This window comes from Aequorivita sp. IT1183 (genome assembly GCF_058068265.1).
Genome location: NZ_JBYRHS010000005.1, coordinates 220275 through 233977 on the forward strand (window position 1 = coordinate 220275; position 13703 = coordinate 233977).

Annotated in this window: 12 protein-coding genes; 5 read left to right on the forward strand and 7 right to left on the reverse strand. The window is 37.2% G+C overall.

What is annotated here, in order from left to right:
* The first annotated feature begins 120 nt into the window (after positions 1–120).
* The gene (locus AC3RVF_RS11590; protein WP_489692159.1) at positions 121–2367 is read left to right on the forward strand and encodes a zinc-dependent metalloprotease; all 2247 of its coding nucleotides are present in this window, start codon (positions 121–123) and stop codon (positions 2365–2367) included.
* Between the two features lie 354 nt (positions 2368–2721).
* Here the strand turns inward: AC3RVF_RS11590 and AC3RVF_RS11595 are convergent, their stop codons facing one another.
* The 3 genes from AC3RVF_RS11595 to AC3RVF_RS11605 form a co-directional block, all read right to left on the reverse strand.
* On the reverse strand, positions 2722–3258 hold the full coding sequence (locus AC3RVF_RS11595) for a hypothetical protein (RefSeq protein WP_489693431.1): 537 nt from the start codon (positions 3256–3258) through the stop codon (positions 2722–2724).
* 94 nt (positions 3259–3352) lie between these two features.
* Positions 3353–4096 carry a hypothetical protein gene (locus AC3RVF_RS11600; protein ID WP_489693432.1) on the reverse strand — a complete coding sequence of 248 codons (744 nt, stop codon included), beginning with the start codon at positions 4094–4096 and terminating at the stop codon, positions 3353–3355.
* A gap of 3 nt (positions 4097–4099) precedes the next feature.
* Positions 4100–4258: a YqaE/Pmp3 family membrane protein gene (locus AC3RVF_RS11605; RefSeq protein WP_489692162.1), complete on the reverse strand. Its 159-nt coding sequence runs from the start codon at positions 4256–4258 to the stop codon at positions 4100–4102.
* A gap of 209 nt (positions 4259–4467) precedes the next feature.
* Here AC3RVF_RS11605 and lysS point away from each other — a divergent pair, with 209 nt between their 5' ends.
* From lysS to AC3RVF_RS11625, 4 genes are all read left to right on the forward strand, one after another.
* A complete protein-coding gene (gene lysS / locus AC3RVF_RS11610) occupies positions 4468–6159 on the forward strand; it encodes a lysine--tRNA ligase (protein ID WP_489692163.1) in 1692 nt (563 codons plus the stop codon).
* Between the two features lie 181 nt (positions 6160–6340).
* Positions 6341–8458, forward strand: coding sequence for a T9SS type A sorting domain-containing protein (locus AC3RVF_RS11615; RefSeq protein WP_489692164.1), 2118 nt, complete (start codon positions 6341–6343; stop codon positions 8456–8458).
* Between the two features lie 313 nt (positions 8459–8771).
* The gene (locus AC3RVF_RS11620) at positions 8772–9200 is read left to right on the forward strand and encodes a DUF4890 domain-containing protein (protein WP_489692165.1); all 429 of its coding nucleotides are present in this window, start codon (positions 8772–8774) and stop codon (positions 9198–9200) included.
* A gap of 92 nt (positions 9201–9292) precedes the next feature.
* Positions 9293–9640, forward strand: a complete 348-nt coding sequence (locus tag AC3RVF_RS11625; RefSeq protein WP_489692166.1) for a hypothetical protein — start codon at positions 9293–9295, stop codon at positions 9638–9640.
* 117 nt (positions 9641–9757) lie between these two features.
* Here AC3RVF_RS11625 and hemL read toward each other — a convergent pair whose 3' ends face one another.
* The 4 genes from hemL to AC3RVF_RS11645 form a co-directional block, all read right to left on the reverse strand.
* The gene (gene hemL, locus AC3RVF_RS11630) at positions 9758–11047 is read right to left on the reverse strand and encodes a glutamate-1-semialdehyde 2,1-aminomutase (protein WP_489693433.1); all 1290 of its coding nucleotides are present in this window, start codon (positions 11045–11047) and stop codon (positions 9758–9760) included.
* A gap of 87 nt (positions 11048–11134) precedes the next feature.
* Positions 11135–11971, reverse strand: a complete 837-nt coding sequence (locus AC3RVF_RS11635) for a glucosaminidase domain-containing protein (RefSeq protein WP_489692168.1) — start codon at positions 11969–11971, stop codon at positions 11135–11137.
* A 1-nt stretch (position 11972) separates the two neighbouring features.
* Complete coding sequence (locus AC3RVF_RS11640) at positions 11973–12896, reverse strand: 1-aminocyclopropane-1-carboxylate deaminase/D-cysteine desulfhydrase (protein WP_489692169.1); 924 nt, start codon at positions 12894–12896, stop codon at positions 11973–11975.
* 45 nt (positions 12897–12941) lie between these two features.
* Entirely contained in the window at positions 12942–13640 is a 699-nt protein-coding gene (locus AC3RVF_RS11645) for a hypothetical protein (RefSeq protein ID WP_489692170.1), read from the reverse strand.
* Between the last annotated feature and the right edge of the window lie 63 nt (positions 13641–13703).

A 13703-nucleotide genomic window follows, 5' to 3' on the forward strand; every position in this document is an offset into this window, starting at 1 on the left:
TTTTGTGCTTTTTTGAAATATTTTGCAATATATATTAAAGTTAACATCTTAAATATTTACTAAATTCCTTAAAGGGTATTATATTTACGGTTCTAAACATTCATAAAAACTACAATACAAATGAAAAAAAGTACTTTAAAACCATTTCTGATTGTATGTCTTTTGCTTTTAAGCTTCGGACTACAAGCTCAGAGCGCGCTGTGGACAAAAGTTTCTCCCACAGAGTTGCAAAACCGACAAAAAGCCTTGCGCAATGCTATACCGCAAGACTTTAACCTATTTTCACTGAATACTTCAGCTTTAAAAAGCCAATTGCTTAGCGCTCCACAAAGATTTAGTGGGCAGTCAAACGTAATTATAGAGTTGCCTACAAATAACGGTGAAATACAACGTTTCAGAGTTTATGAAGCTTCTATAATGGAGCCAGCGCTTCAGGCACAACACCCAAACATACGTTCATACGTTGCGCAAGGTATAGAGGATGGCTCTGCTATTGCTCGTTTTAGTGTTTCTAGCGTAGGAGTTCATGTTATGATTTCATCTGTAAACTATTCTACTGTTTACATAGATCCTTATACTCAGGATAGAAATAATTACATAGTTTATAACATCAATAGTGTTCCTGCTAATCTTGACGCCCCCGCATGTTTGACTGTAGAGACTGAAATTATGGATATGCCTGCAAATAACAGAAATGCAGATGACGGCATACTTAGAACTTTTAGACTTGCTTTAGCATCTACTGGGGAATATTCACAATTTCACCTTAACGATCAAGGAATAGATCCAGGAGCAACAGATGCAGTAAAGAAAGCTGCTGTACTTTCTGCAATGAACGTTGCAATGACACGTGTGAACGGAGTTTATGAAAGAGATGCTTCTTTAACTATGGTTATTGTTGCAAACAATACAGATATTATTTTCCTTGATGCTAACACCGATCCTTACACTAATAATAACGGAGGTGCTATGTTGGCTCAAAACCAAGCTACATGCGACGCTCTTATTGGTAATGCTGATTATGATATTGGCCACGTATTTAGTACTGGTGGTGGTGGTATTGCTGGTCTTCGTGTACCATGCGTTACTGGACAAAAAGCAAGAGGGGTTACTGGTTTAACTCAACCAAGAGGCGATATTTTCTTTATTGATTATGTAGCTCACGAAATGGGTCACCAATTTGGTGCAAACCATACTTTTAACAACTCTTGTGGAAATAACAGAAACGGTTCTACTGCTGTAGAACCTGGAAGTGCTTCTTCTATTATGGGTTATGCAGGAATTTGTCCTCCAAACGTACAAAACAACAGTGATGACTATTTTACAGCTATAAGCATACAAGAAATATGGAATCACATTAAAAATGGTGCTGGACAATGTGCAGTGCAAACGCCAACTAACAACCTACCTCCTGTAGCAGATGCTGGAGCTAATTACACTATTCCAAAGTCAACTCCTTTTATTTTAAAAGGTACTGCATCTGATCCAGATGGTGGAAATGTATTATCTCACTGCTGGGAACAAATGAACCCACAAGTTGCACCAATGCCACCGGCAAATACATCTACAACTGGACCAGCTTTTAGAACTTTAGACCCTAGTGCTTCTCCTGATAGATATATGCCAGCAATTGCAACTGTGCTTGCCGGAAACACACAAAGTACTTGGGAAGTAGTTCCTGCTGTTGGAAGAAATATGAATTTCAGATATACCGTTCGCGACAATGTTGCGGGTGGATCTGCTACTGCTAGCGATAATATGTCGGTAACAGTTGATGGAATTTCAGGCCCATTTGTGGTTACTTCACAAAATACAGCTACTACCTGGACAATCGGAAACACTGAAACAATTACGTGGGATGTAGCCGGAACTGACGTAGCTCCTGTAGATAGCCCTAACGTGGATATTTGGTTTTCAACAGATAACGGTCAGACTTACCCAGTTTCAGTAGCGTTAAACGTTCCTAACACAGGAAGTGCTATGGTTAATGTACCAAACGTTAATACAACCACAGGTAGATTGATGGTTATTTCATCTAACAACATTTTTTACGATCTTAACAATGCTGTTATTACTGTAGATGGTGTAGTTAGTGTTGAAGACTTTGCATTTGATAATTTCTCGGTTTACCCGAATCCATCAAATGGAACATTTAACCTTACTTTCAAACCAGCATCAAACGATAAAATTGAAATCTCTCTTTACGATTTAAGAGGAAGAGCGATCAATCAATATACTTTTGATGGGGTTTCTGCTTCAAGTACTTTCAACAAACAATTAGAGTACAATTATATTGAAAGTGGAATGTATTTCCTTGTTGTGAAAAATGGCAACAAAGTAACTACTAAGAAGATTGTGAAAAACTAATTCACAGAAAATTGCATATTGAGTAAAGAGAAAAGACAGGGTTTATATCCTGTTCTTTTCTCTTTCTTTTTTTACGCTATTTTCAACCAAACAGTTCACTTTGAGATATTCTATTGAATATCTCTCAATATCGTTTAATAGCTGCGTATAGTTATTTCTCCCGCTCTTAAAAGGGAAGAATAGGTGTAGTTAAGCTTTATTTGAAAGCTATAAGAAAGAAATCATTTACCTATACAGAAAGAGGCGTTCAAATTTTGAACGCCTCTTTCTGTATTCTAATTTATGAAGGGTATTAGGTTTCAGCCGTCGTTTTTCGCATAACGAAGCGGTCGTGATTCTTGACTCACTTTTTTGCTAAAGCTTCACCGTTTCCTTAATATGCGTAACCACTTGCGAAGTTTTACCAACTTTAAACTTTAGGTCGAATGACACTGACTGATCAGATTTTTTAACTACTAACTTTCCATCAGTAATTGGGTAATAGCCTGCTTCGCCTTTGCAAAAACAATGTTTTCCATAGAGTAATTTTACATCACTTAATGAAGCATTTTCTTTATTTATGGAATTTGTAGCAGCTGGTATTTCAAAATGTATTGTTTCAGAATAATTTCCATCTGCGGTACCCTCTGGCCCCTTCTTTAAGTAAGTGTATTCTACAACCATATTTTCGCTAGCCACCATTTCTGGATACACAGCGCCTGTGCCATCTTCTTTAACAACAAAGCTTTTATTTTTATGCAGTACTACCGTACAAGTTCCTTCTTCTGGGCAACCTGCAACATTATTTTCTAGTTGTGCCATATTTGTATTTTCTGATGTAACTACAGTTCCCGTCTGTGTTTTACAGGCATTGACCATAAATAGTGGAATTAAAAAGTATAGTGCTTTCATATTATATTAATTTGTGATTGGTTAATATCATTCAAAAATTAGTAATTCGTTTTTCCTAAAGGCATCCGTATTTCAGCAGCTAAAAGCTAAAATCTTAATTTTCTAATTCTACTTGCAAATCTAACACATCCGGATTTTTGAAATATTCCATAATTGATTTTTGTAAAATTACTGTTTTTTTATCTGCGGAAAAGGTAGCGTCAGCATTCGACGTTTTCTTAATTTTCTTCGGAAAAGTATAATTCAAGGTATAATTAGAGCCACCCATAAAAGCTGCAGCCTGTTGCATGCTATCTACTTGTTGTTGATGCATTTTTTTATCTTTTATATACGCATCACGCTTAAAAACCCCGTTTTTAAAGATGTAATTCACGCCAATTAATTCCTGCGAGCCTTCTTCTTTAGTTGTTTTCATCGCTTCGGTTTTGTCGCCAGGCATCAAATTTGCAGCTTGCTCCAATCCGTTTAGCATATCGTTAGCTTCCCCTACATTTTTGAAATTGGTTGAAATAGCATAAATCATTTCAGAAGTTTCAGAATTCATTTTTATATGAAAATTAAAATTTTCTAGCTTCTTTAGTTTCTGTTGTTCTACTGCCGAAAGCGTGGAAATACTATCCCTTTTTTCTTCTAAAAATTCTTTCATACTAATAATGGTGTCCATTTTTACTACTGCAGAATCCATCATTGCAGCACCACCAAAGGCCATCATTTCGTTTAAATTAACTTCAACAGTTATTTGTCCGCTGCCATCAGCATTCATAACCATTGTTTCAGAAAATTGGCAACTCACCAAAGTAAATGTCAAAGCAAAAACAAAGAGTAATTTTAATTGCATAGTCTATTTATTAGGGTTATTTATAATAATAAGTGCGGCAATCACACCAGGAATCCACCCAAGAACGGTAAGTATAAAAACAATTATAACCGATCCGCAGCCTTTGTCTATAACAGCTAATGGCGGAAAAAGAATTGACAACAGCACTCTCCATATACTCATAGAAAACAAAGCTACGATTTATATTCTTTATTTGTGCGCTTCAATAATTTGTTAATAGCCTATCCGTAATTCTTTCGCAGCTAAAACATCTTTTCTCTTTTTTCTTTCCGCTTGCCTCCCTTTATTCAAAACTTCGTATTTCGCATTTCACACTTCGTATTTCGCACATCATTTCCCTATCTTTGCAAACTTATTTTTATACCGAATATATGCAACTGTCCGAACTGGAAATCATCCGAAGAGAAAAACTACAACAACTGCGCAATATGGGCATTAATCCCTATCCCGCAGATCTTTATCCCGTAAGCGATACTTCTAAAAAGATAAAGGATAATTTTGAAGAAGGAAAAAAAGTAGTAATTGCCGGAAGACTAATGTCACGACGAATTCAAGGAAAAGCTTCTTTTGCTGAACTTCAGGATGCTGACGGCCGCATTCAAGTATATTTTAACCGCGACGAAATTTGTACGGGTGAAGATAAAACCCTTTATAATGAAGTGTATAAAAAATTGCTCGATATTGGCGATTTTATAGGAATTGAAGGCGAATTATTCAACACGCAAGTAGGCGAAAAAACGGTAATGGTGAAGAAATTTACACTTCTCAGCAAAGCCTTAAAACCTTTGCCACAACCACGTGTAGACGCAGATGGAAAAGTACACGATGCTTTTACAGACCCCGAACAACGGTATCGCCAGCGCTACGCAGATTTGGTGGTAAACCCACACGTAAAAGAAATTTTTGTAAAGCGCACAAAGCTTTTTAATGCCATGCGAAGCTTTTTTAACGATCGCGGTTATTTTGAAGTAGAAACCCCTGTTTTGCAACCTATTCCGGGTGGAGCAGCAGCGCGACCTTTCACCACTCACCACAACTCGTTAGACATTCCGCTTTATATGCGAATTGCAAATGAATTGTATCTAAAAAGATTAATCGTCGGTGGTTTTGACGGTGTGTATGAATTTTCCAAAAACTTCCGAAACGAAGGGATGGACCGCACCCACAACCCAGAATTTACCGCTATGGAAATTTACGTTTCCTATAAAGACTATAATTGGATGATGGATTTCTGCGAACAATTGCTGGAATTCTGTGCAATTGAAGTAAATGGTACTTCCAAAGCGACTTTCGGAAAACACGAAATAGATTTTAAAGCGCCATACCCACGAGTAACAATGGCGGAAGCAATCCTGAACTTCACCGGTTTCGACATAACTGGCAAAACAGAAGATGAAATCCGAAAAGCGGCGCTCGATATGAAAGTTCCGGTGGACGAAACGATGGGGAAAGGAAAATTGATTGATGAAATTTTTGGCGAAAAGTGTGAAGGCAATTACATTCAGCCAACATTTATTACAGATTACCCAAAGGAAATGAGCCCGTTGTGTAAAGAACACCGCGACAATCCTGAACTTACAGAACGTTTTGAATTGATGGTTTGCGGTAAGGAAATTGCAAATGCATATAGTGAATTGAACGACCCAATAGACCAGCGCGAGCGTTTTGAAGCACAATTAAAACTAGCAGATAGAGGCGACGACGAAGCAACTGCATTTATAGATTACGACTTTTTACGCGCTTTAGAATACGGCATGCCGCCTACTAGCGGTATGGGTATTGGAATGGACCGTTTAGTTATGTTTTTGACTAACAATCCCTCTATTCAAGAAGTACTTTTCTTTCCTCAAATGCGCCCAGAAAAGAAGAGGCCAGAAATGAGCGAGGACGAAAAAGCCGTATTTGCAGTCTTAAAAACCACCTCGCCAGTTGCCTTGGAAGATCTTAAAGCGCAAAGTGGCTTGAGCAACAAAAAGTGGGATAAAGCCATAAAAGGTTTGACAGCATCTAAAGTAGCAAAAGTTGAAAAAACAGAAGATAATTTGATGGTTTCTATGTTATAGAAAATAGTATCACTTCGCCTAAAAAATGGGAAATTGCAGCAATGTAGTTTCCTTTTTTTTATGGCATTCTGCAGTACATTTTAAATAGAATTGAAATTACTTTATTTCAAAACCCTTTGAAATATAAATCTTTACAATTACATTTGGGAATCTATTCACATTTTCTAAACAGACATTTTTTATGAAAAGACTATTATTCATTTCGCTATTATTGTTATTTACGCAGGTTTTCTTTGCTCAGAACAGCAAAGAAACTGTTGCCCAAACTTGGCTGGATAACAATATGCCAATCAACAAAACGAACCAAAGTTTTGCCTTAACAAACAGCCACGCAGGTCCTTCTGGTGAAACATTTCGCTTTCAACATACTGTAAACGGTGTAGAAGTTTTTGATTCTTCAGTAGCAGTTCACGTTTCAAACAAGAACCAAGTAACTTATCACGCAAGTACTTTTGATAGTGCTGTTGAAACAATTAGCACAACCCCTTCAATTTCAGAAGAAGATGCTTTAAATACAGCAAAAACCGCTTTAAGTATTGAGGGATATATTTCTCAAAAGGAGGTGAAACTTTACGTCTATAAAAAATTAGGCGACAGCAAATTGGTTTACAGGGTAACTACAATGTCTGAATTCCGAATGGGGAATTGGGAAACTATCGTAGATGCTGTAACAGGTGCTGTTTTAAGCACACAAGATATTGCGATTTACCATAAAAGAAATGGTGGGGATGACACAAAACATCCAGTAAAACCAACAACCTTGGCTACTGGTACAGCAATGGTTTTTGATCCAGACCCACTTACCAAAACAGGAAGCAATTATGGCGGAAACTATTCTGATAATAACGACGCAACCAACGCAGATCTTGATGCTGCAAGAACCGCAGTAACTTTATTAGATATTGATTTTGACGGAACAAACTACAGATTAAGAGGACCATATACTGAAATAGCAGAATTAGGCTCTCCGTCTACAGGTTTATTTTTACAGACAACTTCAGATTTTAGCTTCACTAGAGACCAACAGGGTTTTGAAGCTGCAAACTGCTATCACCATATTGATAAAAGTTTCCGTTACATCAATGATGATTTAGGAATTCCTTTAGTTTCGCTTTACAATGGCGGAGTGGTTCGTTATGATCCACACGGTGCCAATGGCGCAGATAATTCTTTTTACAGTGCCGGAAGCCTTCAGTTTGGCGAAGGTGGTGTTGATGATGCTGAAGATATGGACGTAGTACTTCACGAATTGGGTCATGGTCTTCACGATTTCATAACCAACGGAAATCTTAGCCAAGTAAATGGTTTAAGTGAAGGAACTGGTGACTACTGGGCAAATAGCTATAAAAGAAGTACAGGTTTTTGGGATATTACAGACCCACAATATTTTTGGGTATTTGGCTGGGACGGACACAACCCATTTTGGGGTGGCCGCGCAACTAATTATGGAGCTATGTATCCAGGTGGACTTACCGGATCAATCCATACAGATGGACAAATTTGGGCAACTGTTTTACTTGAAATCTGGGAAATTATTGGAAGAGAAAAAATGGATGCTGCAGTTTGGGAAGGTCTAGGAATGACCAACAGCAACACGAATCAACAAAACGCTGCTATTGCTGTAAGGCAAGCTGCTATAGATATGAACTATAGCTGTGCAGAGATAGATGCTTTCACAGACAGGTTTACAGCACGTGGCTACGTATTACCAAACTACGTTTGCGATCCAAATGCTTGCGACATTTCAGAAATAGAAACAACTAACATTTCTCCTTGTAACGATAATGGCACTCCTACAGATGGTAGTGATGATTTCTTTACAGCAGATGTTACAGTAACTTTCATAAATCCTCCAGCAACCGGAACTTTAGATTTAACGGGAGACGGAACGGCTTCAGTATCTACATCAGGTTTAACTACATCGCATACGTTTGTAGGCGTTGTGTTTGCCTCTGATGGTACCGCAATTCAACTTTCTGCTGAGTTTTCTGATTCTGCTGATTGTGATTATGACGACAATAACGCAGGTACTGCACCAGCGCCTTGTGTTACTGCAGGAGTTAATGACAATGAATTTTTCGGTGTGGCACTTTATCCAAACCCTGCCGATCAGACTATTTCATTATCAAACTTAACACAAGAATACAATGTAGCTATCTACAATATGCTTGGCCAGAGAGTAAAAGAACAATATGTAGATGCAACTAACAACAGCATCAACATTGACGATCTTTCATTCGGTGTGTATATCTTGAAATTTAATGATTATGACAAAGTGTTACGCTTCGTTGTAAAATAAGTAGTATATAATTTTATATTAAATTGAAATGAGCCGCAGAAATGCGGCTCATTTTTTTTAAAAAATCTACTGCCCATGTTTTTTCCTACTTCTTGGCATAAGTGGTCTCGCATCATCGCAAGTAAACATGAGTAGTAGTATTATAGTCGTATAAAACTATTGAATTTTACAAACCTTAAAAAATTCCTTTTAGAGAACTCCTCTTTTGAATGAGTTAAGACTACTCTTCAATAATTATCTATAAAATTGATTGTAATTAAACTTATTTCAAATATGAGCGTCATAGTTATGTAAAACCTTAAAAAATAAACAGATGAAAAAAGTAATGATAATTTTTATGGCGCTTACCACTTTCGCTATTACCGCACAGAATAAAAATTCTGATAGAAAAGAGCAACGTAGTGAGCAAAAAGAAAATTTTACTCCAGAACAAAAAGCTGAATTGCACGCTAAAAAAATGACGCTAGATTTAGGTTTAAACGAAGCGCAACAAACTAAAGTGAACCAAGTGCTACTCGAAATGCAGAAAAATAAACCCGAGCGTTCTGAAAACAGAAAAGAAATGACAGACACGCAAAAGTTTGAGGCAAAAGCGGCTATGCTAGACAGACGCATCGCAATGAAGAAGGCAATGAAAGAAATCCTTACAGAGGAACAATACACTAAATGGGACAAAAGCCAAGGTCATAAACAGCATCGTTCTAGCAACAAAAATAGAATGGAGAAGCGCGGAGATAAGTAATAAAGACTCCAATTATATTTTATGGCGCAATTATTGTTTTAGTTATAATCAAATTGGTTACATTAGTAACTTTAAATTTAAAAACAACTAAAATGAAAAACCTACTAACAGTATTCGCATTTGCAGTAACCATGCTTTTGGGAGTTCAAACAATCTCGGCTCAGCAGTTGTCGCAGGACAAAAGCAGACCAGAAGTAATTGCCAAGACAGAAACTGCAAAATTGACTGATGCATTAAATTTAAACGGTGATCAAAGTCGTGCTATCTTTAGAGCTTACGTAGCAAAAGAAGTAAACTATCAAAAGCACATTGACGGTAAAGATGTAAAAGATGCAACCGTTAAAGCCAATAAGGATAAATTCGATTCTTCTCTGAAGGAAACAATGAAAAAAACCTTAACGGCAGATCAATACACCCAATGGGTAAAAATGAATAATTAGTGATTGATTATTAGTAATTCCAAGACCCTTTCTAAGTTTAGAAAGGGTCTTTTTTTTGGAATATCAAAAAATATTTGTGACACTATTTGCCAACTTCCTGTGCTTAGTAGTTAACTTTTATTTCAAGTTTTTAGCAACCTTTCCACATGCTGCAATAGTAGCGTCTAAGTCTTCATAACTCAGCGCATCGCAGATAAACCAAGTTTCAAAAGCACTTGGCGCAATATAGATTCCTTCGTCCAACATTCCGTGGAAAAAGATTTTGAAATTTTCATTATTCGCATTAGCTGCCGAAGCAAAATCGGTTACGGGCATTTCAGAAAAATGTATCGAAATCATAGATCCCAGTCTGTTAATAGTGAACTTTACATTTTCTGAAGTAAGCGCCGCGTCTAAACCTTTATGCAGATATTCGGTCTTTTTATTGATAGAATCAAAAATCGCTCGATTTTCGTTTAATTCTTTTAACATCGCCAATCCTGCAGCCATTGCCAGAGGATTTCCGCTCAATGTTCCCGCCTGATAAACAGGACCAAGGGGCGCTAGTTGATTCATAATTTCTTCTCTTGCAGCAAATGCACCAACAGGCAATCCGCCACCAATTACTTTTCCAAAAGTTACAATATCGGCTTTCACCCCAAATAATTCTTGAACTCCACCAGCAGCAAGTCTGAAACCAGTCATTACCTCATCAAAAATTAAAAGAATATCGTTGTCATCGCAAAGTTTTCGCAAGCCTTCTAAAAATCCTTCGGCAGGTGGAATGCAACCCATATTTCCCGCAACAGGTTCTAAAATAATACAGGCTATTTCGTTTTTGTTTGCAGCAATAACTTCTGCTACATTGTCCAAATCATTATAAGTTGCCAGCAGCGTATCCTTCGCGGTTCCTTCAGTTACACCAGGACTATTTGGTGATCCGAAAGTAACGGCGCCACTTCCTGCCTGAATAAGGAAGGAATCGCTATGCCCGTGGTAGCAGCCTGCAAATTTTATAATTTTATCTTTCCCCGAAAAACCACGTGCTAAACGAACAGCACTCATACAAGCTTCAGTACCGCTATTTACAAAACGGATTTTATCAATATTCGGAACCATGGAAACGGCAAGCGCCGCTATATCAGTCTCAATTTCTGTGGGCATCCCGAAAGAAGTTCCTTTTTTCGCCTTCTCAATTACCGCGTTTACAACAGGCTCAAAAGCATGGCCAAGAATCATTGGGCCCCAAGAATTTATATAGTCTATTAGTTTGTTGCCATCAACGTCGTAAATATATGCGCCTTTCGCTTTTTCTACAAAAATAGGATCCCCACCTACGGCTTTAAAAGCACGTACAGGCGAATTTACGCCTCCGGGAATAACTTTTAACGCCTCTTGAAAAAGAGCACTGCTTCTTTGGTATTTCATGGTAATAATTGAAGAATTCGTAATAATATTATTTAATTGCTGTTGAAGAAATATTCAAACTGAAAACTGCAAATGCAACTTTCTTTTTTACTGATTTTTTAGAGAATGCAGATACAAAACCTGACCAATAGACAAATCATTATTTTTTAATCCGTTGTATTGTTTTAGGTTTTCCACAGTAAGATTAAATTTTCTCGAAATACTATATAGTGTATCGCCAGCTTGGACTGCGTAAGTAGCAATTTTGGAATCATCAGGATCTACATTTCTTACTCTCTTGCCTAAAACCTGATTGTCGTATTGATCTAATCTGTATCTTTCTACAAGGCTTATAAGTTTTTCCGGATACTTGGGGTCCGTTGCATAACCCGCTTTGCGAAGCCCATGCGCCCAACCTTTATAATCGTCTTTGCGCAATTTGAATAAATCTTGATAACGACTACGTTGCGTTAAAAACAAGGAGTGATCGCGATAAGAATATTTAGGATCGTTGTATTTTCTGAAACACTCTCCGCGTTCATCATCGTCGTGATAAACACTATCGCCTTCCCAACCGGTATGACATTTTATACCGAAATGGTTATTAGCCTTCATCGTAAGTTCGCCCGCACCAGCGCCACTTTCCAAAATACCTTGGGCAAGCGTTATGCTGGCTGGAATACCGTATTGCAGCATTTCTTCCATGGCTATACCGCTATATTCGTTAATGTAGTTAGCTACACGTTCACTGTACGGAATATTTACTGGCACATCAACCACGCGAGGTTCTTCTGCTTTGGTATTGTTCTCCTTAACAGATGGATTTGTGCGAACAACACGCTCGGTGTTGGGTTTCTTTTTATATTTTGAAGCCGTTTTTTTCGATTTGCAACTGCCAAAACAAATAATACATACAATAAGTAGGAAAGTTAATCTGCCAATCATATTATTCAATTATAGGTAGGTTTTTCTTTTTCAATTTTTGGTTCATACCAGCTATGCCTTGCAAACCGCCCGTATGAACGGCAAAAATACAGCTATTTTCTTTGAAATACCCCTTTTTTAGTAGATCCATAATACCGTACATCATTTTTCCGGTATAGACAGGATCTAATGGAATAGCCGTTTTTTTCTTGAACTCATTTATAAAACGAACCAATTCTGAATCTATTTTACCATACCCACCAAAACAATAGGAATCGGTGATTTCAAAATTAAATTTCGAAGTATATTTTGATATTTCGGAAGATTGAAAAGTTCCTTTTAAAGCTGAAAAACCTAAAACATGTTGATTTTCATTTGAAGCTTTTACCAAACCAGCCATCGTACCCCCAGTACCTACAGGAACACATATATAATCTGCCGAAAAATTATCTTCGCCTAAAATTTCTTCGCATCCTTTTACAGCCAACGCGTTAGTTCCACCTTCTGGCAACAAATAAAAATTTCCAAATTGATTTTTTAACTCAGCTATAAATTCAAGCTCCTCTTTCAGCCTATATTCTTCCCGAGAAACAAAATGCAACTGCATCCCACATTCCTTTGCAAAAGTAAGCGTCGGGTTTTCTGCAATCTTGCTTTCTAATTCTTCCCCTCGAATAATCCCGATGGTTTTAAAACTCATCTTTTTTCCGGCAGCCGCAACAGCTGCAATATGATTTGAATAAGCACCGCCAAAAGTAAGAAGTGTATTCTGCCCCTGTTCTTGGGCAGCTTGGAGATTGTATTTTAGCTTTCTAAATTTATTCCCCGAAACAAACGGGTGCAATAAATCTTCTCGTTTTATAAATAATTTATAACCCGTTATATTGAAAAGAGAGAGATCTATTTCAACAATAGGAATGGGTTTTGCCAGCGAAAGGTTTTCCATTGAACAAAGATATTGACAAATTGACTAATTCGGCTTTTAAAAAATCTAATTGCAAACATACTTGTCAATTATATATTTGGTAATTGGCCTCAGCGTTTTATTGGTTTGCGGATGAAGACCATAACTCGAAAAATATTCCATTCCGCCATTCCTATCTTTTCCGTACCAAATACGAACACTTCCATCCTCATTAAAAAACTGGGTCGAGCAATTTATAGATAACTCTCTAAAACCCTCAATGCGCTCCTGTTTATATGCTTTAAGGATTCCAGTTTTTAACTTTTCACCGTCAAAACTAGTTTCAACATAATGAGTGGAATTCCATTCCATCCATCGTTGTTTTGTAAAATAATGGTATCCAAAAAATCCAATAACCGCTATCAAGAAAAGTGACATTAGCATTAGCAGCAATTTGTTTCTTTTCTTTGGAACATTTCCTTCATCTGCGCGCCCTTTTACTTCATCTATAGTATTCTTAACGAGAAAATCGTTGTAATTATCATATCCCAAATATTGCGCTAAGACCATTAAAACTTGAGGCTGCGGAATATTAATAGCTCCCCCATCACTATTCTTCGCTTCCTTATAGAAATCCCTTAGGCGTCTATCACCATAAGGAAATGTTTCAGAGATAATTTCTGATAAACGTACGGCACATTGATTTACTGAGGGGCTGTTAATGCCTTCACTATTCAATTTCTGCTCTACTTTCTCAAAAGCATTTAAAAGTAATTCTCTATGCATATAAACTGTTTTTCAACATTTTAAAACTACAAAAACCAAATGGAAAATACTTGGAAATTCTTT

Coding starts and splice junctions, on each gene's coding strand:
- AC3RVF_RS11625 (WP_489692166.1), top strand. CDS start 9,293: ATGAAAAACCTACTAACAGTATTCGCATTTGCAGTAACCATGCTTTTG.
- AC3RVF_RS11595 (WP_489693431.1), bottom strand. CDS start 3,258: ATGAAAGCACTATACTTTTTAATTCCACTATTTATGGTCAATGCCTGT.
- AC3RVF_RS11620 (WP_489692165.1), top strand. CDS start 8,772: ATGAAAAAAGTAATGATAATTTTTATGGCGCTTACCACTTTCGCTATT.
- AC3RVF_RS11605 (WP_489692162.1), bottom strand. CDS start 4,258: ATGAGTATATGGAGAGTGCTGTTGTCAATTCTTTTTCCGCCATTAGCT.
- AC3RVF_RS11640 (WP_489692169.1), bottom strand. CDS start 12,896: ATGGAAAACCTTTCGCTGGCAAAACCCATTCCTATTGTTGAAATAGAT.
- AC3RVF_RS11600 (WP_489693432.1), bottom strand. CDS start 4,096: ATGCAATTAAAATTACTCTTTGTTTTTGCTTTGACATTTACTTTGGTG.
- AC3RVF_RS11645 (WP_489692170.1), bottom strand. CDS start 13,640: ATGCATAGAGAATTACTTTTAAATGCTTTTGAGAAAGTAGAGCAGAAA.
- AC3RVF_RS11615 (WP_489692164.1), top strand. CDS start 6,341: ATGAAAAGACTATTATTCATTTCGCTATTATTGTTATTTACGCAGGTT.
- AC3RVF_RS11590 (WP_489692159.1), top strand. CDS start 121: ATGAAAAAAAGTACTTTAAAACCATTTCTGATTGTATGTCTTTTGCTT.
- AC3RVF_RS11635 (WP_489692168.1), bottom strand. CDS start 11,971: ATGATTGGCAGATTAACTTTCCTACTTATTGTATGTATTATTTGTTTT.
- lysS (WP_489692163.1), top strand. CDS start 4,468: ATGCAACTGTCCGAACTGGAAATCATCCGAAGAGAAAAACTACAACAA.
- hemL (WP_489693433.1), bottom strand. CDS start 11,047: ATGAAATACCAAAGAAGCAGTGCTCTTTTTCAAGAGGCGTTAAAAGTT.